This is a genomic window from Idiomarina ramblicola (genome assembly GCF_003987255.1).
Taxonomy (GTDB): Bacteria; Pseudomonadota; Gammaproteobacteria; order Enterobacterales; family Alteromonadaceae; genus Idiomarina; species Idiomarina ramblicola.
In genome coordinates, this window is record NZ_PIQC01000005.1 from 146,018 (window position 1) to 165,558 (window position 19,541).

Here is a 19,541-nt window from a genome sequence, read left to right on the forward strand (position 1 = left end):
CTACTGATTGCCTTGCTCTGTCGCCTCGTCATAATTTCCGAGGTTGACATCAGTATTAGCTACAGTTCCTGCTCGTCTTGAAGACTGGCGCGCTCTATTTAATTGCTGGGAAGACGACTGCCCTGTCATTTCCTGAGCAAGACCGGCGACCTGGTTACGTATGGACTTACCAAAAAGTGAATAGACTCCAATTGCAGCAACGGCAATCAAAGCGACAATAATAATGTATTCCGTCATTCCCTGACCACGAGAACGCCGGGCTAAATGCGTATTCATAACTCCCTCCTGGCAACATTCAACGCCAAAATTAACGTTGACGTCAGGAAGTATAGAACGAGTTTTTGGGGGTCAGATCAGAAGTAGCAAATGTCTCACTCAATATTAAGATATTTATGCATCTGCACGGAAAGGCGCCAGTTGCGTGCTATGCAGGTTTTCATGGCAAGCTCTGTGGCGCGTGGCCGCTGGCTTATAGGTTGCAGGCAAATAATGGCATCGGCTTTGGGTGGGCTGCGTTTTAGTAAGGAATCTAACGCGTCTATGTGCTTTTGCATGGCTATGGGGTGCTTTATTTCATTAGCGCGTGCCATGCAGTCGGGGCGCACCAGGTAGCCGCCGGGCATATCCAGCTTGGGCGATACCGTTACCCAAGTGCTGTCGGTTACTTTTAGCTCAAAGGTACCGCTGGTTTCTATTTGCAGTTGGTAGCCTTTGGCTTCTAAAGCCTTGCCAAGCGGCAGTAAATCAAACATAGCGGGCTCACCGCCGGTTATCACTACGTGTTTGGCGGCGTAACCTTCTTGCTCAAAGCGCACAATAATGTCCTCGGCGGTCATTTCTGACCATTTTGACGAGGCTTCGTTTTTTGCCATTAATGCGTCTATGCTTACCTCGTCGCTGGGGTTGGTCTCCCATGTGTGCTGAGTATCGCACCAGGGACAGCCCACAGGACAACCCTGCAAACGCAGAAAAATGGATGGCACGCCGGTAAAGGTGCCCTCGCCTTGCAAGGTTTCAAAAATTTCGTTGATGCGGTAAGACATAGCTTCCGTTAAAATGGCTGTCGTTAAAGTGAGTGAATGCAGATTATACGGGGAGTTACAGCATGTCGCAAAAGGTCGTTGTTATTTATTCGGGCGGAATGGACTCTTTTACCGTTTTGCACAAAGCCCTGGCCGAGGGAAACGAGGTACTGGCACTGTCGTTTAACTACGGCCAGCGCCATGTCAAAGAGTTAGAAGTTGCGGCTAACGTCTGTAAACAGCATGGGATACCCCATAAATTAGTGGATATTACGGCTATTAACTCGCTGCTATCGGGTAGCTCGCTCACCGACAACATCGACATTCCTGAAGGCCACTACGAAGAAGAGTCGATGAAATCTACCGTGGTGCCAAACCGCAATATGATTTTACTGTCACTGGCCATTGGTTACGCGGTGTCTGAAAACGCCTCTGCGGTGTATTACGGCGCGCATTCGGGTGACCACGCTATTTACCCGGACTGTCGGCCGGAGTTTGTACGGCAAATGGATGTAGTCAGTAAAATGGCAAACTACGAACCGGTCGCGGTTCATGCGCCGTATTTAGACGTAGATAAAAACGCGATTCTAGCCGACGGCATTAAAATGGGGCTGGATTACAGCCAAACCTGGACTTGTTATAACGGTCGCCACGAAGCCTGTGGTAAATGCGGTGCCTGCCAGGAGCGTTTAGAGGCCTTCGCCGCCAACGGCATTGAAGACCCTCTTAGCTACGAATAACCGAATAAGCTTAAAGCTAACTGACCTACAGCCAGCGTTGGGCTTGTTCCCAGCGCTGGGTGCGTTTTAACTCTTCAAGCGATACCGCACTGGACGACATTAGCATTCGGTTCACACGTTGTGCGCTTTCCGGCTCAGTGGCGGGCAAATCAGCGTCCAGCACTTGCACCGCTCCTGCCCTGTCGTTACACACCAGTATCATGTCGCAACCAGCTTTTAGTGCCGCCACAGCGCGTTGTTCCATGTCACCGGCAACGGTTGCGCCCTGCATAGACAAGTCGTCACTAAAAATAGTGCCATTAAACTGCAGTTCGCTGCGCAGTATTTGCTGTAGCCAGAACTCACTGAAACCCGCAGGCTGTGGGTCTATTTTCGGGTATATAACGTGAGCCGGCATGATGCCGTCCAGTTTCTGGCTTAATGACAAAAACGGCTTTAAGTCGTGCGCGCGAATTTGCTCTAGCGTGCGATCGTCTTCCGGAATGGCAATGTGGGAATCGGCCTGAACAGAACCGTGCCCGGGAAAGTGCTTGCCGGTACAGGCCATACCGGCTTCGTGCATGCCTTCAATAAACGACGACGCCAGTTTAGAAATTTCCGATGGCATTGCAGAAAATGCGCGGTCACCAATCACGTCACTGCAGTCGTCTACGTCCAGTACCGGTGCAAAACTGATATCAATGCCCACAGCCTGAACTTCTGCCGCCATAAGCCAGCCTAAGTCACGTGCAGCGCGTTGCCGTTCGTCTTTATCTTCAATTTTTTGCAGCGAACCCATAGCCGGTATGGCGCTAAAGCCCTGTCTGAACCGCTGAACACGCCCGCCCTCATGGTCTACCGCAATGAGCAAAGGCTTAGCGGCGGCCTCTCGTGCCTCCCGTGTCAGCTTTTGCAACTGCTCTAATGACGCAAAGTTACGCGTAAATAAAATAAGTCCGTTAACGGAAGGGGCGGCAAGAAGATTTTTGTCTTCAGCGGTCAACTCTGTGCCCGCAATATCTATCATCAGTTGTGCCATAACAGCGGCTGTCTCGTTTGGTTTTCAATAGTCAGCAGTTTGCCATGAGTTCAGTAAAGACGCCATGTTCCCTGTTTATCTTTTCGCATGCTGTGGTAAATTAACATTTTTACAACAGAAAAAGAGACGGGATATGAAACTCGAAAAATCGCTTTTGTGCATCGGTATTACTCTGGCTCTGGCGGCCTGTGGCGGCTCGGGTTCAGATAGCGGCGGAACGGATAACACGGGCGGCACCGACAACGGTAATGATTACGCTTTTTGCTCAGCTGAAGACCAAAATGAGCAATTTTTCGAGTACATGAAAGACGACTACTTTTGGGCTGACCAATTACAGGACAGTTTAGATCCCGAAGCCTTCGACGATGTTTACGCGGTTCTTGAAGAGTTACGTGTACCAGAAGACACCTACAGCTATATTCTGACAGAAGAAGAATATGATCAGCTGTTTGTCAGCGCCACTTACTTTGGGTTTGGCTTTTCTATGGAACAAATTAGTGAAAGCCGCGTTAAGTTTCGTTTTGTCTATGACGACTCCCCTGCCGATGCCGCAGGCATTGACCGCGCAGATGAACTTATTGCTATTGAAGGTGTAGCGGTTTCTGAACTGCTTGCCAATGGTGAATTTAATGACGCGCTGGGCCCTAATGAAGAAGGCCTGAGCCGCGAAATTACCTGGCAAAAGCCAGACGGTACCGAGCAAACAGAGTTACTGAGTAAAGTTGAAGTAGAAACCAATACGGTTATGGGTGCGCAAACTTATGAACAAGACGGCGAGACCGTTGGTTACTTTACTCTGGATTCTTTTATTAATCGTACCGGCAATGACTTAAATAATGCTTTTGACCTGTTTGCCGCCGAAGGTATTAACCACTTAGTGATTGATGTTCGCTATAACGGTGGTGGCTTGATCCGCTACGCCAACCAAGTAGCCACTCAGGCGGCCGGCACTAATGTTCAGGGTAATACCTTTTTGCAATACCGTTTTAACGAGCAAAACAGTAACATGAACCAAACCATACCCTTTAATTTGGTCGATGGTGTTGAACAGCTCGACTTAGATCGCGTTTTCGTGCTGACCACTGGCAGCAGTTGTTCATCGTCAGAAATTATCATTAACTCGCTAAATCCTCATATTAAAGTCGTTACTATTGGGGAGCCAACGTGTGGTAAGCCGGTAGGACAACAACCAGAAGAGTTATGCGATAAAGTTACCTTTGCCATTAACTTTGAAACCGTAAACTCAGAAGGCGAAGGCCAGTATTACGACGGCATAGCACCAAACTGTGCGGTTGATGATGAAATTGTTGCTGACTGGGGGAGCTCTGAAGATCCACTCACTGCAGCGGCAAACACTTATATCAGTACAGGGAGTTGCCCTGCCGAATCGTCGGCAAGCGCACAAACGAAAAAGAGCGCTCTGGAGCGCTCTTTTGAGAAACCTATTCATAACATGAAAGATAAGCGAGAGTCTCTTCAGTAAGAGACTCCGTTAAGCGGCGGTTAGTCTCTAACTGCCGCTTTTCTTATGTCACCTTTAGCCGTGTAAAACTGATTATTTTCAATAATACCCGGAGCAAAGCTGTCAACGCCTATAGCCGTTAAACGCAGCTCTTCGGTTTCAGCCAGTTTTACGGCCGTTTCTTTGTCTACCAAGCCTTTTTCCAGAGCCGCATCGGCCAGTTCTTTACCATTGAGATTTGATGATAAATCACCACGTTTTTGCGCCTTCCGCAACGTTTTGTACACCGGCTTCATTTCCAGCATAGACAGAAACGCTTTTTCCATGTGTCCGGTAGCGTCGCTGATGCTGTCTTTCCAGTAGCACAAGAAAGTGTGGCGATCACGAGTAACGCCTGGCTCCATCATGCTGGTACTGATGTTCTGCAAAATTTCATCCGACGGCTTTTTGAAGTGATTGCCCAGAGGGAAAATTAATATCCGCATAGTCCACGCCATAAAGCGGTTCGGAAAGTTATCAAAGAAGCCATAAAACGCATCAGCAATGGTGTGCAAGTGATGTTTCAGAGCGTAATGAACATAAGGCAGGTCAGCTACCTGACGACCTTCATCTTCAAATCGCTTCAGTACCGCAGAAGCCATGTACAGGTGGCTTAAAACATCACCCAAACGAGCTGAAATCATTTCTTTACGTTTTAAATCGCCACCCAGCATCAGCATTGATATGTCTGATGCCAATGCCAGACCACGGCTCATACGACCCAGCTTACGGTAATAGTGAGCCGTTTCACCACTTACCGGTGATTCACCAAAGCGAGCACCGGTAAGGCCCAGCCATAAACTGCCAAACACGTTACTTGCAGCAAAACCGATGTGTTTAAGCAACAGGCTGTCAAACTCGCGCATACCTTCGTCTTCATTTGGGTTAGCCGCAGCCTGCATTTCTTTTAACACATAAGGGTGGCAGCGCGTTGCGCCCTGGCCAAATATCATCAGGTTTCGAGTCAGAATATTTGCACCCTCAACCGTGATAGAAACCGGCGTCGCCATGTAAGCGTGGCCCAGATAGTTATGCGGACCTAATTGAATGCCTTTACCGGCATGAATATCCATGGCGTGCTCAAGTACTTCACGACCCATTTCTGTCATATGGTACTTGGTCATTGCCGTAACAACCGATGGGCTTTCTCCCTGACACAAAGCAGAAATAGTCAGTCGGCGTGTTGATTCCAGAATGTAATTGGTGCCGCCAATTTTACCCATTGATGCCTGTACGCCTTCAAACATTCCTATTGGCATACCAAACTGTTGACGCACATAGGCGTAAGCACCGGTCATACGTTGCGTGACATGGCCTGAGGCTGTTGCCAATGCGGGCAATGAAATACCGCGCCCCGCTGACAAGCACTCAACCAGCATACGCCAGCCTTTACCGGCATAGTCCGAACCACCGATGATCCACTTCAGCGGGATGAAAACATCCTTACCAAAGGTTGTACCGTTTAAAAACGCCTGATTCAGTGGAAAGTGACGATCGCCAATTTCAATGCCTTTATGCGAGGTAGGGATTAACGCACAAGTAATACCAATTTCTTTTTTATTACCTAACAAGGCATCCGGATCGTAGAGTTTAAACGCTAAACCTAACACCGTTGCTGAAGGGGCTAAGGTGATATAACGCTTAGACCAGTTAAGACGAATACCAACAACTTCTTCACCTTCGTGCTCGCCTTTACAAATAATACCTTCATCCGGAATAGCACCAGCGTCTGAGCCTGCTTCAGGCCCAGTTAAGGCAAAACACGGAATATCGGTTCCATCTGCAAGACGCGGCAACCAGTAGTCTTTTTGCTCTTTGGTACCATAATGCGTTAATAACTCGCCCGGACCTAAAGAGTTCGGAACCATGACAGACACAGCAGCGCTAATAGAGCGGCTAGCAATGCGAGAAACAATGTAGGAGTTTGCCGCTGGTGAGAAATCAAGCCCACCGTAGTCTTTACCAATAATCATCGCAAAGAAGTGCTCTTTACGAAGATAGTCCCAAACGGGCTTGGGTAAATCGCGATCCTGTTGAACAATTTTAAAATCATCCAACATATCCATTAGCTTCGCTAATTGATTATCAACAAAAGCTTGCTCGTCTCGTGTCAATTTCGGTTCAGGTACATCCAGCAGCTTTTGCCAGTCCGGACGACCACTAAACAGTTCTCCATCCCACCAAACGTCCCCCGCTTCCATGGCTTCACGTTCCGTGTCGGACATGGGTGGCAAAATGCGCTTAAAAATAGCAAATACAGGTTTAGTCACCAGGCTGCGGCGGATATCTCCGACTGCAAACACCAGTACCACTAAAACCACTAACAGAATAATAATTTCCATGGTTATCTCCAGTGCACCATCACAATAAAAGTGTAGTCAAATCTCGAACTCACGACAGTCTCTTTACGCCTCTTCGAGCCCGCCCGAAACAAAAGGAATCAAATGATCAATGACATCCTGCGCGTTGACTTTCTGATTAAATTCCGCCTGCGCAATTTCTATCAGCGCCTGCCCAGATACCTGAGCAAAAACAGCCGCTCCTAAAATAAAGTGTAGACGCCAGAACATTTGTTGCTCACTCAAATGAGGATTGGCTCGTTTTAGTAAAGCCAACAAGTGCTGCAATACACCACCGAATTCTTGCTGGGTGTATTTGCGCAAGTGCCCCTGAATTTCTGAGTACGCAAAACCCAGCAACCTTAAAAATATATCCGGGCCGTGTTTATTGACCTCGGTTAACTTCGCTAAGGGTATTTTGAAGCGCTTAAACAGCTCTTCTGTTTTCAGCTCACTCTGTTGTTCTGCCAGCTGTAACTGTTCCTCCAGTACCGGCATAAAAACAACTAAATAGCGAGCCATAACAGCCTGTATAAGCGCCTTCTTTGAGCCAAAGTGGTAATTAACAGAAGCAAGGTTAACTCCTGCCTCCTGCGTGATCTGCCGTAAAGAGGTCTGCTCAAACCCATCGCGGGAAAAGAGCGTCTCGGCGGCATTTAGTATTTTCTTTTGAGTTGAAATGCGTGCTGTCATGTAATAAATAAACGCATGATTTAAACATGCGTTTAATCTAATTCATGTCGTTTCAGCGTGCAAGTGTTCGCTGAATTTAATTTCCATTAACAGCGTAAACTTAAATGTATAGAACTTAATGGCGCCAGTAATGGCGGTGGAACAAGATAAGTACCGTCATAATTTCCAGACGACCTGCTAACATGGCAAAAATTAACAGTAATTTAGCGCCTGAATCAAGGCTCGAAAAGTTACCCGCCGGTCCAATGATCTCACCGAGACCCGGACCCACATTACCCACTGCGGAGGCCGCTCCGGATATTGCCGTTAAAAAGTCGAGATCAAATAGCGACAACCCTAAAGCAATAACGGCTATTAGCAGAAAATACATAAAGCAGAACGCAACCATTGACCCCAATAAAGAGTCATTTACCCGACGATCTTGATAAGTTTGCACACTCACCAGATTAGGATGAATTAATTGACTAAACTGTTTTCTCAGTAGCAGTTGAGACAATTGGAAACGGAAAATTTTCATACCACCGGAAGTTGAACCGGTACAACCACCAATAAACATTAAATAGAAGAAAACCATTAACGACCAGCTTCCCCAACTGCCGTAATCTTCGGTCGCGTACCCCGTTGTTGTTACCACCGAAACCACGTTAAAAGCCGTGTGCATTAACGCATCACCGAATTCGCGGCCTTTAACTATCTGCACCAACGTAATCAACGCAATAGCAATAATCAGAAAGGTCACGAAAGCGCGTACCTGAGTATCCTTCCACAGCGGTTCAAAATCTCTTTTTAGCAAGCGGATATAGAGCACAAAAGGTAATGCCCCGGCAACCATAAAAATGGTACCGGTAATAATCAAAAAGGGCGTATCAGAAAAGTGCCCAAAAGACGCATCGTAATTTGAGAAACCCGCAGTACCAATGGTTGTCATACCGTGAACAAAAGCATCAAAACTGCCCATTCCGCCCACTAAATACAAACCGACAACAGCAGCTGTCAGTATGAGGTAAACTCGCCCTATTGCCATCACCATATGGCTTGAGCGTGGCATGAACTTTCCGGACATGTCTGACGATTCCGCCTGGAACAGACGCATACCACCCACTTGCAGGAACGGCAAAATGGCCATGGCCATAACGATAATTCCAATACCACCTAACCACTGCAGCATGGCTCGCCACAGTAAAACGCTGGCAGGTAAATCGTCCAACCCTGAAATCACCGTCGCGCCGGTGGTCGTAATGGCAGACATGGACTCAAACCAGGCACTGGAAAAATCCATATACGGCTGAGCAAAAATAAAGGGCAAGGTTGCAAACAAGCTGGCAGAAATCCAACACAATGAGGTTAGCAAGAACACTTGTCGTGCTCGTAGTTTGGCATCGCCAACCGGCTGCAAAAATAGCAGAAGACCAACGACTAACCCCAAAATAGACAGGGTAAGGTAAGTCCATTGCTCTTTTTCACCATTTACCACAGCCATCACAAATGGTGCTAAAAGCGCAATCGAAAGCAAAGCAATAAGACCACCCACCGCCTTGAGCAATAACTTAATTGCCTGCCGGCTATCGAGTGGTGTTTGGCCCAATGATTGATTTGCTTGCAGTGACATAGTGTCAGTTAGATGTATCTAAAGGTGCAAATGACTTAACCAAATCGTCAATTGCTTTCATTTGCTGCAAATACGGTTCCAGTGCATGCAAAGGCAACGCACACGGACCATCACATTTCGCTTCATCAGGATTCGGATGTGCTTCAATAAACAAGCCGGCAATACCCAGCGACATACCAGAGCGCGCCAGTTGCGCGGCCTGGGCCCTGCGTCCATCAGCAGAATCGGCTCTACCGCCAGGCCTTTGTAAAGCATGAGTTGCATCAAAAATAACCGGGGCCATCGGTTTCATTTCATCCATGCCAAGCATATCAACAATCAAATTATTGTAACCAAAGCTGGAACCGCGTTCGCACAGCATCAATTTATCGTTACCCGCTTCAGCAAATTTTTTAATGATATGCTTCATTTCCTGCGGTGCAAGAAACTGTGGTTTTTTAATATTGACCATAGCGCCTGTTTTCGCCATAGCAACCACTAAATCAGTCTGTCGAGCAAGGAACGCAGGGAGTTGCAGTACATCGACCACTTCCGCTACCGGAGCAGCTTGATGCGGCTCGTGTACATCGGTAATAAGAGGTACATTAAACTGCTGTTTCACCTCTTCAAAAATGCGTAATCCTTCTTCCAGGCCTGGCCCACGGAAAGAGTGAATGGATGACCGATTGGCCTTATCAAAGGACGCTTTAAACACGTACGGTATGCCAAGCTTATTGGTAACTTCCACATAATGTTCAGCAATCCTCAGGGCTAAATCACGAGATTCCAGTACATTCATGCCGCCAAACAAAACAAAGGGTTTATCATTGGCTATTTGAATGTCGCCAAGCTGCAAATCTTTAATCATCATCAACTCCCGCGGTTAGCTACCGACAACTCTTAGAATCTGGCCAGCAAAGTACGCCATATAAGTTCCAAGCGCATAGCCCATAACCGCTAATAATACCCCAACCGGTGCTAAAGAAGGATGGAATGCCGAAGCGACAACCGGTGCCGACGCTGCGCCACCCACATTCGCCTGGCTACCAACGGCCATATAGAACACCGGCGCACGAAGCAGTTTTGCCACTAATAACATCAGCCCTGCATGAATCATCATCCAGATAGCACCGATTAAGAAGTACTTAGGCGCCTCTACAATTTTTGTCACATCCATATGCAGCCCGATACTGGCAACCAACACATAAACAAACACTGAGCCTATTTTTGAAGCACCAGCGGCTTCCATTGACCGTGCCCGGGTAAAGGACAGCGCTATACCACCGGCAGTGGCCAGCACAATGACCCAAAAGAATAAGCTATCAAGACTAAACTTACTTAATGCTGGATAGTGAGTCGCAATGGCGGGCGCAATCCAGTCCGCTAATAAATGCGCTAAACCAGCAACACCAAAACCGATAGCCAGAATGAGCATTAAATCACGCAGGCTGGGGTTTCTGACATGTTCTGCTTCATACCGCTCTACTTTGTGGCGGATATTGTCGATAGCCGATGTGTCAGCGCCGGTACGTGCATCAATTTTTTTAGCGTTTGCGGCCATATAAAGCAGCACGGCCATCCATAAGTTGGCAACAATAATATCCACGGTCACCATGGCTGAGAAAATATCACCACCCACTTCATACACTTCTTTCATTGCGGCCTGATTGGCGCCACCGCCAATCCAGCTTCCGGCAACGGTTGTCATTCCCCGCCAGACAGCGTCCGGTCCTGCACCACCCAACATGTCAGGGAATATCGCAGACACCAATAACAAGGCTATTGGGCCACCAATGACAATACCGAAAGTACCAGTTAAAAATAAGATCAGAGCTTTTGACCCAAGACCCATAATGGCTTTCAAATCGAGGCTTAAGGTGAGCAATACCATACAGGCCGGTAACAGATAATCCATTGCAATATCCGTTACTGCCGTTTGATTCCCGTCAACGATGCCAAAAGTATTCAGCAACGACGGTAAAAAGTAACAAAGCAATAAAGCAGGAACAAAGCGGTAGAACTTCTTGAAAAACGGATGATCACTGCTATTGGTATAAAATACAAAACCAAGAATGGCGAATAGTAAGCCGGCAACGACCCCATCGTTAGTGATTAAGGCATTCGTTTCCGAAACAACAGACTCAGGCGCTAACATAGGTAATCCTTTAAATTAACCGGCAATAAGTGCTTGTTTTGACATTGCGACGTGCAGCAGGAAGGCAATCCACCCCAACGCGCCGATAAAACCCAGCCAGCGCGCTCCGGCGGTTTTCCCTTTCATAGCCAATACGCCAAAACCGATATAAGCAATAAGCCCGATTACTTTATCAGTTAGCCAGGGAACCTGAATTGGATACATACTTAAGGTCACCATAATACCGACCGCACTGAGCAATAGCAGTGTATCGTTAACGTGAGGCACTATTTTTAACCACTTCTTCTTTAATAGAGGTGAGTCACGAAGCTGAAGTACAAAACGAAATAAAAACAGGCTAATCGAAATTAGCACGAACAATACATGCAAGTGTTTAAAAGCAGTGTACACAAGTAACCTCTTATAATTTAATTAAATAGTTCTTAATTCAGGCAGGGATTTTATCACTACATCAAGGAATTTAGGTGAATAATAACGGCCTCTTTCATCGTTTAAGCGTACAGCAATGTCATCATCGCTGATGCCACTTTCCCACCAATCCAGCAGTTGTTCAGTCAACAGCAAAGTCTGGGTACTGATGGCTATATCAGAACCTTGCTTACCTTCTGGCAAACCCAATCCATCCCAACGTTCCAATCTTTCAATTAACGCCCGGTGTGCGCTTTGTGTTGCTTCATGCTCACCATGAGCTAATGCTCTTAATGAGCGGGCTACTCTTTGCTGGCATGTGGTTTCCACTGCTGCAGCTGCGTCTGAGGCACAGTTCAGTAAAGGTCGAGCCTGTGCGAACAAAGACCAGGCCAACGCCGTGGTCTCCGCATTGTCTGCCGTCACTCGTTGAGCTACAGCGTAAGCTAAACGAACCTCACTATTCTGCTCAATAACGGCATTAAAATGACTCGCATGATGAAGCATTAATTGATCGGCCAAACGCGCCAAAAATTGATCGGAATCTTCCAGACAGACGACATTATCCTGTGCTAGCTGAACATTTTCCGAAAACAGCTGCAAAACATGGTGATCGTCAGCCGTTAGCGACCGTGACAAGCCACCGATAAATAGCACGGAACCGTGTGCCCGACAATGACTTCGGCAATATAAGAGCACGAAATCATCACCATAATAGGAACCATGATTAGCAATAATATGCTCCAGTTCAGACAGAGCTTTTGAAGGGATCACTGAACGTAATGTCTGACCCACACACACTTTAGAGTCTTCGCCGTGTGCAGCCAGTACTTTATAAGTGGAACCGTCCTCGTTTGAGGTTGCATACAAGGTTTGTTTGGCGCCACCAATAACCCAGCTCAATTGCTGAACTAGCCCATCAACAAAACTATTCATTGGCTGTAAAGCGTACAAGTTTGCTGAGGCTGATATGATTTTTTCAAGCCCGTGCCGGCTCTGATCAATCGACATAATATCGCGGTATGAGCGCAACGACGACATTACGGCAGTAAAGAGTTTTTGCGCGGTAAGTTCGGTTTTCGATTTGTAGTCGTTAATGTCGTAATTAACGATAACGGTGCGCTCTGGCGCCTGACCCGGCTGCCCAGTTCGCAGAATAATTCGGGTAAAATGATTATCCGCTTTTTCGCGAATATAACGAGCAACCTGCAAACCAGCGTCATCAGTTTCCATGACGACATCCAGTAATAGTATTGCCGCATCAGGGTGTTCATCAATGAGTTGCTTTGCCTCTTCACCAGAGAAAGCACTGTAAAACTTTAAACCACGACCTAAAAAATTAAAGTCATTAAGTGCCAGTTTGGTTACGGCATGCACCTCTGGTTCGTCATCGACAATCAGGATTTTCCAGTATTCTGTCGGTAATTTTGTGGTTTGCTGGCTGGCTTCGTCAGCAAACATAAACTGATTGCTCATTATTATTCTCTCTCCGCCCTGACTTTCGTCCCACCGGTAACTCGTTCTACCCTAGCATAATCCTGCCAACGGTTAACCTTTTTATAACCACTTTTAAACAGTAGCTCAACCACGCTATCTGCTTGCTGCCATCCTTGCTCAAGTAACAACCAACCCTGGTCAGCCAAATAGTCTTTAGCTTCTTTTATAATAGTCTCTATATCGGCTAACCCTTTATTTTCTGCAATTAAAGCCGAGTGAGGCTCAAATCTAACATCGCCTGTAACCAGATGTGGATCGGCTGCATCAATGTAAGGTGGGTTCGATAGAATTAAGTCAAACTTAGAAGACTTTGGCACAGATTGGAACCAACTACTGCACAAAATTTCAACATCTAAGCCTAAATTTTGACTATTACGGCGGGCCAAGTCCACGGCTTGCTCATTGTTGTCACAAGCCATTATCTGCCAGCCAGGACGTTCTGATTTTAACGCCAACGCAATGGCGCCTGTGCCAGTGCCTAAATCCAGTACTTTCGCATTGGCGGGGAGCTCCAGGCCCAGCGCCACTTCAACCAGGGTTTCGGTATCTGGCCGAGGGATCAATGTACTGTCATTCACCTCGAGCATCAGCGACCAAAATTCACGGCAACCGATTATATGGGCGACTGGTCGACCTTGCTTACGCGCAACGATGCAATCCTGATACAGCTTTTGCTGCTCTTCTGTTAATTGCCTTTCAGGCCAGGTCAGCAAGTAGGCTTTGTCTTTATCCAACACATGACAAATTAAAGCCGAGACATCAGCATTAACGTCTTCACTTTGACTTAACTGCTGTCGCCCCCAAGTTATCGCTTGCTGAAGCGTCATTGTTGCCCTTCAGATAAGGCCGCCAGCTGATCGGCCTGATGCTCTGTAATAATCGCATCCAATATGAGATCAATATCGCCAGTTAACACTTCGTCCAACCTGTATAATGTCAGATTGATACGATGATCAGTGACCCGACTTTGTGGATAATTATAGGTACGAATACGCTCAGAACGATCACCACTGCCCACTAAGTTTCGACGCGTGCTATCTTCTTCAGCTTGACGCTTTTCATCTTCCAGACGTTGTATTCTTGCCTGTAAAACCGACATCGCTTTAGCCCGGTTTTTATGTTGCGAGCGCTCTTCCTGACACTCAACCACCACACCAGTTGGTATGTGGGTAAGACGAATAGCAGAATCGGTACGGTTTACATGCTGACCACCAGCGCCTGAAGCACGATAAGTATCAACACGTAAGTCCGCCGGGTTAATTTCAACGGCTTCGGCTTCTGGAATTTCCGGCAACACGGCAACAGTACAGGCGGAGGTATGAATACGCCCCTGTGATTCGGTTTCAGGAACACGCTGTACCCGGTGACCGCCAGACTCAAACTTCATGCGTCCGTAAACACCCTCGCCGCTCATGTGTGCGATAATTTCTTTATAACCACCATGCTCACCTTCACTAGCGCTGACAATATTGACCTTCCAGCCATTTTTTTCAGCGTAGCGGCTATACATACGGAATAAATCGCCGGCGAATATTGACGCTTCGTCACCACCCGCACCGGCACGAATTTCCAAATAGCATGAGCGGTCGTCGTTCGGGTCTTTAGGTAACAATAAAAGTTGCAGGCGATTTTCCAGCTCTTCTTCGGCTTTTTTTGCTTCTTTTAGCTCTTCTTCCGCCATTTCACGCATTTCAGCATCATCATCTTCAGCCATATCTTTTGCGGCCGCCTGATTGTCCTGATTCTGGCGATACTCTTCAAAGCAACCAACCACTTCTTCTAATTGAGAGTACTCTCGCGACAATGAGCGGAAACGGTTTTGATCACTGATCACATCGGGCTCACCCAATAAAGCCTGCACTTCCTGATAACGCTCAACTAACCCTTCTAGTTTGCGTTCAATGGATGGATTCAACATGTTTTATTTGCCTTTTGATGAGTCAGAGGATGGCTCTGACCAAAGTTGTTGCAAAACGGCCAGCGTATATTGATCGTTATTTTCGCCGGCAGATTTCAATAAGTGTGTCGGTTTGTGCGTTAACTGCTGTACCAGCCTATGACTGAACTTCTGTAAGACCTCGGCAGGATCCTTACCTTGCTCAAGCTGCGCTAGCGCTTTTTTCAGCTGTTCATCAGCTAACGTTCTTGTATGTGTACGATACTCTCGCACCAACTCCACGCTATTAAGAGATTTCAGCCAGTCATTAAACTCTTGTGTCTGTTGCTGAATAATAACCTGAGCTTCACGTGCGGCCTGCTCTCGATTTCGAATATTCTCGCTAATGATGCTCTGTAAATCATCAACGGTATAAAGGTAGGCGTCATCAAGTTCATTAACCTGCTCTTCGATATCTCTTGGAACCGCTAAGTCTATTAGCAGCATGGGCCTGTGACGACGCTTCTTCAGCGCTTTTTCAATACTGCCCTTCCCTACTATAGGTAAGGTACTAGCGGTTGAACTGACAACAATGTCAGCCTGAGGTAGTAGCTCCGACAGTTCGGATAAACTATGAGCTGTCGCGCCAACCCTGTCAGCCATCTCGCGCGCGCGTTGCAAGGTGCGGTTAGCAACAATAAGCTCAGTCACACCTTGCTGTTTCAAATGTTGTGCAACCAGCTCGGAAGTATCCCCTGCACCAATTAGCAGAACCTTTGATTTATTTAAATTAGCAAAAATATGACGGGCCATAGAAACAGCAGCGTAAGCTACCGAAACGGCATTCTGACCCACCGCGGTTTCATTTCTTACCGTTTTTGCGACCCGAAAGGTTTGTTGAAATAAGCGTTCCAAAATACCGCCAACAGAAGCTTGACGTTTAGCTGCCTGATAAGCTTGTTTTACCTGCCCTAAAATTTGCGGCTCGCCTAAAACCAGAGAGTCTAAACCACTGGCAACCGACATCAGGTGAGTAATGGCTTGTTCATTTTGGAAGAGATAATGATGATTTTCGAGTGCATCCGGTGCCAAACTGTGAAAACCAGTAAGCCAGCCGAGTAATAAATCACCAGAAACATCACCGCGACAATAGAGCTCTGTGCGGTTACAGGTAGAAACAATAACCGCTTCCTCAACCCCTTGAAGATGACATACGGCTTGCAGTGCGGTGTCTAGCTGTTCAGCACTAAACGCGACTTGCTCACGCAAATCTACCGATGCTGTTTTATGGTTAATTCCAAGAGCTGAAATGGTCATCTGACTGTGAAACTCGTTATCCCAACGCGGCCAAAATCTAAGTTGTCCGATTGTACGTGAAAGCCTTAGTCATTGAAAGTCACAGCGCTTTCTGGTCAACTACTGTCATTCCGATTGCGCCAATAGAGAAATATGATTCAACGTCGAATTTTCTGGGTTTATTTTGTTGTCATAACATCGTTAACCGGTTGTGCCCTGCCCACTCCGTCAGAACAAGCCAGGAGCACCGAAGTAAACCAAAGTGTGGTCAACTCTCATCAGCAGAAGCTTGAGCAGTTACAACAATGGTCATTAAGCGGTCGTATGGCTATTATCCAAAAGGAAAAAGAAGAGAGAGACAGTTTTTATATTAACTGGCGCTACTTGCCGCACCAGCAAATCATTCGGTTTTCTCATCCTTTAAAAGGCCAGTTAGCAAAATTGACCATTGATGATAGCGGCGCTTTACTCGTCGATTCTGATGATCAAGAGCGCTGGGCTCCCTCTGCCGACGCCTTACTGTATCGCTTATTAGGTGCCTCGGTTCCGTTTGAGCAATTACATCATTGGGTTTTGGGCCGAAAGACCACCACATTAGAGTCTCTTAGTTACCATAAAGATGGCACGCTGGCCCAGGCAAACGTACAGAACCAGGAACAAAACTGGCAGCTTAACTGGTTTTACAATCAGGAGAGCAGTCAAGTCCCCCTCCTGCCGGGACAAGTCCACATAGAAAACCCCGCTCTTCTAATAAAGGTGCAAGTGAATCAATGGCAGTTAACACACTGACGCTTCCTGCTCCGGCGAAATTGAATCTATTTTTACACATTGTCGGTCGCCGGGCCGACGGTTATCACAACTTACAAACCGTTTTCCAGTTTCTGGATTATGGCGATACTCTTAAGTTTCATCCCAATGATGATGGCGATTTCAATTTAGCCGATAAAAGCAGTCATATTCCTAACCAAGATAACTTGGTGTGGAAAGCGTTAATAAAACTTCAAGATGCGTATCACAGCAAAGGGGTGACTCAACTGCCCGGCTGTACTATTGAGTTAATTAAAAAGCTCCCTCAAGGGGCCGGGCTTGGCGGTGGCTCATCCGATGCCGCGACCACTTTAGTTGGGCTCAACCAGCTGTGGGGTGGTCATCTGACTCATACGGAGCTGCAGGCTATAGGAACAAAGTTGGGAGCCGACGTGCCCGTATTCATTCACGGAAAAGCTTGCTTCGCTGAAGGTATTGGCGATATTTTTACTGATATATCACCACCGACTCCATGGTATTTAATTGTTAAACCTGAGGTTTCGATTAGCACCGCGGCATTATTCTCTCACCCCGAATTACAGCGGGACAGCGCCCCGGTAACCGCGGATAACTGGCTTAATAAAACAACCTCTAATGCATTTGAGCCTGTGGTTTGCGATTTGTATCCTGAAGTTGCTATGTTACGCCGTGCCTTGCTAGAATACGCACCGACTCGGCTCACTGGCAGTGGAGCATGTCTTTTTTCAACGTTTGAAACAAGACAAGCCGCAAAGGAAGCGCAACAGCATGTCCCTAAAGGGCTTAGCTCATTTATCGCTCAGGGCCAGAACCGTTCACCACTTATCCAGACATTAACCCAATAAAAGTCGAGGTATGTTGTGCCTGACATGAAACTTTTCGCCGGCAACGCTACTCCTGAGTTAGCCCAGAAAATCGCCGATCGTCTTTATATCAAACTTGGTGAAGCCGCCGTAGGCCGCTTCAGTGACGGCGAAATTAGCGTCGCTATTAACGAAAACGTCCGCGGTTCAGACGTCTTCATTCTTCAGTCCACTTGCGCCCCAACGAATGACAATTTAATGGAACTTATTGTTATGGTGGATGCATTACGTCGTGCGTCAGCTGGCCGTATTACTGCTGTTATTCCTTACTTTGGATACGCTCGCCAGGATCGTCGAGTTCGTTCAGCTCGTGTTCCTATTACCGCAAAAGTGGTTGCAGATTTCTTATCAAGCGTCGGTGTTGACCGCGTACTCACTGTCGATTTACACGCGGAACAAATTCAGGGCTTCTTTGATGTTCCTGTCGATAACGTTTTTGGAACCCCCGTGTTGTTAGAACACATGCGCCAACAAAACTTCGATAACCCGGTTGTCGTTTCTCCTGATATTGGTGGCGTTGTACGCGCTCGTGCCTTTGCCAAACTCATGGACGACACAGACTTAGCTATCATCGATAAACGCCGCCCTTCTGCAAACGTATCGCAGGTTATGCACATTATTGGTGACGTTAAAGGTCGTGACTGCATCATTGTTGATGACATGATTGATACCGGTGGAACACTTTGTAAAGCCGCGGAAGCTTTAAAAGCTCACGGTGCAAAACGTGTGTTTGCCTATGCTACCCACCCGGTATTTTCAGGCAATGCGGTGCAGAACATTAAAGACTCTGACATTGATGAAGTCATTGTTACCGACAGCGTTCCATTGAGCGATGCGATGAAGGCCACGGGTAAAGTCAGTCAGTTAACCTTATCAGGCATGCTGTCTGAAGCCCTGCGCCGAGTCAGTAACGAAGAATCAATTTCGGCAATGTTCGATTACTGATTGTTGTAATTAATACCACTCAGTGCTAGTATTGCGCGCCCTTAGAAACCGGCCATGTTGTCGGTTTCTAAGTTTCTGGGTCAGCTCTTGGTCGCGAGCGCTGACAAATAAAAACCTTAAACATTGAGAGGCCACATCATGGCTGAATTAGATTTTAATATCCAAGCTACCGTCCGCACGGACAAGGGGAAAGGTGCGAGCCGCCGCCTGCGTCACGAGGACAAAGTACCAGCGATTTTATACGGTGGTAAAGGCGAGCCAATCGCATTAGCATTGGATCACAACAAAGTGAATAACATGGCAGACTACGAAGCCTTTTATTCGCACATTCTGACGCTTGAGTTTGATGGTAAGAAGCATCAGGCAATTCTTAAAGACATGCAGCGTCACCCGTATAAGCCAAAATTGACTCACTTGGATTTCCAACGTGTTGAGAAAGGCCACAAACTTCACACCAACTTACCATTGCACTTCTTAAACGAGAAGACAGCTAAAGGTGTTAAAGATGAAGGCGGTGTTGTCGTTCACCATGTGAACGATGTAGAAATCACTGTATTGCCAAAAGACTTACCAGAGTATCTGGAAGTTGATATTGCTGAACTCAACATTGGTGACACGCTTCACCTGACTGACTTAAAACTGCCTAAAGGCGTTGAGTTAGTTGAACTGACTAAAGGTGACGACCACGACCAGGCGGTTGTGTCTATCACTGCTCCTCGTGTCGAGAAAGAAGAGACAGAAGAAGAGACAGTAGCACCTGGCGACGTTCCTGCTGAGAACAGCAAAGACGACGCTGACGAAGAATAAGTCAGTC

At 47.0% G+C, this 19,541-nt stretch carries 19 protein-coding genes and 1 pseudogene; 6 read left to right on the forward strand and 14 right to left on the reverse strand.

The window, feature by feature from the left end; translation table 11 throughout:
- Together CWI78_RS08100 and queE are read right to left on the reverse strand one after the other, a co-directional pair.
- Positions 1-276, reverse strand: a complete 276-nt coding sequence (locus CWI78_RS08100; protein WP_126782000.1) for a Flp family type IVb pilin — start codon at positions 274-276, stop codon at positions 1-3.
- Between the two features lie 95 nt (positions 277-371).
- Positions 372-1,043 (reverse strand): 7-carboxy-7-deazaguanine synthase QueE, encoded by a 672-nt coding sequence (queE, locus tag CWI78_RS08105; RefSeq protein WP_126782002.1) that lies wholly within the window; start codon positions 1,041-1,043, stop codon positions 372-374.
- 62 nt (positions 1,044-1,105) lie between these two features.
- Here queE and queC point away from each other — a divergent pair, with 62 nt between their 5' ends.
- On the forward strand, positions 1,106-1,762 hold the full coding sequence (queC, locus tag CWI78_RS08110; protein WP_126782004.1) for a 7-cyano-7-deazaguanine synthase QueC: 657 nt from the start codon (positions 1,106-1,108) through the stop codon (positions 1,760-1,762).
- A gap of 25 nt (positions 1,763-1,787) precedes the next feature.
- Here queC and nagZ read toward each other — a convergent pair whose 3' ends face one another.
- Complete coding sequence (gene nagZ / locus CWI78_RS08115) at positions 1,788-2,780, reverse strand: beta-N-acetylhexosaminidase (RefSeq protein ID WP_126782006.1); 993 nt, start codon at positions 2,778-2,780, stop codon at positions 1,788-1,790.
- A 133-nt stretch (positions 2,781-2,913) separates the two neighbouring features.
- Here nagZ and CWI78_RS08120 point away from each other — a divergent pair, with 133 nt between their 5' ends.
- Positions 2,914-4,263 carry a S41 family peptidase gene (locus tag CWI78_RS08120; RefSeq protein WP_126782008.1) on the forward strand — a complete coding sequence of 450 codons (1,350 nt, stop codon included), beginning with the start codon at positions 2,914-2,916 and terminating at the stop codon, positions 4,261-4,263.
- A 20-nt stretch (positions 4,264-4,283) separates the two neighbouring features.
- On the opposite strand, the gene CWI78_RS08125 is transcribed toward CWI78_RS08120, so the two are convergent.
- From CWI78_RS08125 to hemA, 11 genes and pseudogenes are all read right to left on the reverse strand, one after another.
- Positions 4,284-6,623: an acyl-CoA dehydrogenase gene (locus CWI78_RS08125; RefSeq protein WP_126782010.1), complete on the reverse strand. Its 2,340-nt coding sequence runs from the start codon at positions 6,621-6,623 to the stop codon at positions 4,284-4,286.
- A 63-nt stretch (positions 6,624-6,686) separates the two neighbouring features.
- Complete coding sequence (locus CWI78_RS08130; protein ID WP_244213103.1) at positions 6,687-7,142, reverse strand: TetR family transcriptional regulator; 456 nt, start codon at positions 7,140-7,142, stop codon at positions 6,687-6,689.
- Positions 7,143-7,154: 12 nt separating this feature from the next.
- Positions 7,155-7,313 (reverse strand): annotated as a pseudogene (locus CWI78_RS12960) (TetR/AcrR family transcriptional regulator); the annotation flags it as partial.
- 115 nt (positions 7,314-7,428) lie between these two features.
- Positions 7,429-8,922, reverse strand: a complete 1,494-nt coding sequence (locus tag CWI78_RS08135) for a TrkH family potassium uptake protein (protein WP_244213099.1) — start codon at positions 8,920-8,922, stop codon at positions 7,429-7,431.
- A gap of 4 nt (positions 8,923-8,926) precedes the next feature.
- On the reverse strand, positions 8,927-9,769 hold the full coding sequence (gene kdsA, locus CWI78_RS08140) for a 3-deoxy-8-phosphooctulonate synthase (protein WP_420809839.1): 843 nt from the start codon (positions 9,767-9,769) through the stop codon (positions 8,927-8,929).
- Positions 9,770-9,784: 15 nt separating this feature from the next.
- Positions 9,785-11,056 carry a DUF819 family protein gene (locus CWI78_RS08145; RefSeq protein ID WP_126782016.1) on the reverse strand — a complete coding sequence of 424 codons (1,272 nt, stop codon included), beginning with the start codon at positions 11,054-11,056 and terminating at the stop codon, positions 9,785-9,787.
- A gap of 15 nt (positions 11,057-11,071) precedes the next feature.
- Positions 11,072-11,446, reverse strand: a complete 375-nt coding sequence (locus CWI78_RS08150) for a SirB2 family protein (protein WP_126782018.1) — start codon at positions 11,444-11,446, stop codon at positions 11,072-11,074.
- 21 nt (positions 11,447-11,467) lie between these two features.
- Positions 11,468-12,940 carry a DUF3369 domain-containing protein gene (locus CWI78_RS08155; protein ID WP_126782019.1) on the reverse strand — a complete coding sequence of 491 codons (1,473 nt, stop codon included), beginning with the start codon at positions 12,938-12,940 and terminating at the stop codon, positions 11,468-11,470.
- Between the two features lie 2 nt (positions 12,941-12,942).
- Positions 12,943-13,788 (reverse strand): peptide chain release factor N(5)-glutamine methyltransferase, encoded by an 846-nt coding sequence (gene prmC / locus CWI78_RS08160; RefSeq protein ID WP_126782021.1) that lies wholly within the window; start codon positions 13,786-13,788, stop codon positions 12,943-12,945.
- Positions 13,785-14,879, reverse strand: coding sequence for a peptide chain release factor 1 (gene prfA / locus CWI78_RS08165; protein WP_420809840.1), 1,095 nt, complete (start codon positions 14,877-14,879; stop codon positions 13,785-13,787). Before prfA ends, prmC begins: the two co-directional genes overlap by 4 nt.
- Positions 14,880-14,882: 3 nt before the next feature.
- Entirely contained in the window at positions 14,883-16,154 is a 1,272-nt protein-coding gene (gene hemA, locus CWI78_RS08170; RefSeq protein ID WP_126782023.1) for a glutamyl-tRNA reductase, read from the reverse strand.
- A gap of 132 nt (positions 16,155-16,286) precedes the next feature.
- On the opposite strand from hemA, the gene lolB reads away from it, so the two are divergent.
- The 4 genes from lolB (at position 16,287) to CWI78_RS08190 (ending at position 19,534) form a co-directional block, all read left to right on the forward strand.
- On the forward strand, positions 16,287-16,922 hold the full coding sequence (gene lolB, locus CWI78_RS08175) for a lipoprotein insertase outer membrane protein LolB (RefSeq protein ID WP_126782026.1): 636 nt from the start codon (positions 16,287-16,289) through the stop codon (positions 16,920-16,922).
- The gene (ispE, locus tag CWI78_RS08180; protein ID WP_126782028.1) at positions 16,904-17,764 is read left to right on the forward strand and encodes a 4-(cytidine 5'-diphospho)-2-C-methyl-D-erythritol kinase; all 861 of its coding nucleotides are present in this window, start codon (positions 16,904-16,906) and stop codon (positions 17,762-17,764) included. The genes lolB and ispE overlap by 19 nt, the downstream gene beginning before the upstream one ends.
- A 15-nt stretch (positions 17,765-17,779) precedes the next feature.
- A complete protein-coding gene (locus tag CWI78_RS08185; RefSeq protein WP_126782030.1) occupies positions 17,780-18,727 on the forward strand; it encodes a ribose-phosphate pyrophosphokinase in 948 nt (315 codons plus the stop codon).
- Between the two features lie 138 nt (positions 18,728-18,865).
- The gene (locus CWI78_RS08190; RefSeq protein ID WP_126782032.1) at positions 18,866-19,534 is read left to right on the forward strand and encodes a 50S ribosomal protein L25/general stress protein Ctc; all 669 of its coding nucleotides are present in this window, start codon (positions 18,866-18,868) and stop codon (positions 19,532-19,534) included.
- Positions 19,535-19,541: the final 7 nt, after the last annotated feature.

Bases quoted from the DNA above. Each gene is read 5' to 3' on its own strand.
- hemA (WP_126782023.1), bottom strand. From the start codon at position 16,154: ATGACCATTTCAGCTCTTGGAATTAACCATAAAACAGCATCGGTAGAT.
- ispE (WP_126782028.1), top strand. From the start codon at position 16,904: ATGGCAGTTAACACACTGACGCTTCCTGCTCCGGCGAAATTGAATCTA.
- nagZ (WP_126782006.1), bottom strand. From the start codon at position 2,780: ATGGCACAACTGATGATAGATATTGCGGGCACAGAGTTGACCGCTGAA.
- lolB (WP_126782026.1), top strand. From the start codon at position 16,287: ATGATTCAACGTCGAATTTTCTGGGTTTATTTTGTTGTCATAACATCG.
- prfA (WP_420809840.1), bottom strand. From the start codon at position 14,879: ATGTTGAATCCATCCATTGAACGCAAACTAGAAGGGTTAGTTGAGCGT.
- kdsA (WP_420809839.1), bottom strand. From the start codon at position 9,769: ATGATTAAAGATTTGCAGCTTGGCGACATTCAAATAGCCAATGATAAA.
- CWI78_RS08130 (WP_244213103.1), bottom strand. From the start codon at position 7,142: ATGGCTCGCTATTTAGTTGTTTTTATGCCGGTACTGGAGGAACAGTTA.
- CWI78_RS08120 (WP_126782008.1), top strand. From the start codon at position 2,914: ATGAAACTCGAAAAATCGCTTTTGTGCATCGGTATTACTCTGGCTCTG.
- prmC (WP_126782021.1), bottom strand. From the start codon at position 13,788: ATGACGCTTCAGCAAGCGATAACTTGGGGGCGACAGCAGTTAAGTCAA.
- queC (WP_126782004.1), top strand. From the start codon at position 1,106: ATGTCGCAAAAGGTCGTTGTTATTTATTCGGGCGGAATGGACTCTTTT.
- CWI78_RS08155 (WP_126782019.1), bottom strand. From the start codon at position 12,940: ATGAGCAATCAGTTTATGTTTGCTGACGAAGCCAGCCAGCAAACCACA.
- CWI78_RS08100 (WP_126782000.1), bottom strand. From the start codon at position 276: ATGAATACGCATTTAGCCCGGCGTTCTCGTGGTCAGGGAATGACGGAA.
- CWI78_RS08135 (WP_244213099.1), bottom strand. From the start codon at position 8,922: ATGTCACTGCAAGCAAATCAATCATTGGGCCAAACACCACTCGATAGC.
- CWI78_RS08125 (WP_126782010.1), bottom strand. From the start codon at position 6,623: ATGGAAATTATTATTCTGTTAGTGGTTTTAGTGGTACTGGTGTTTGCA.
- CWI78_RS08145 (WP_126782016.1), bottom strand. From the start codon at position 11,056: ATGTTAGCGCCTGAGTCTGTTGTTTCGGAAACGAATGCCTTAATCACT.
- CWI78_RS08190 (WP_126782032.1), top strand. From the start codon at position 18,866: ATGGCTGAATTAGATTTTAATATCCAAGCTACCGTCCGCACGGACAAG.
- queE (WP_126782002.1), bottom strand. From the start codon at position 1,043: ATGTCTTACCGCATCAACGAAATTTTTGAAACCTTGCAAGGCGAGGGC.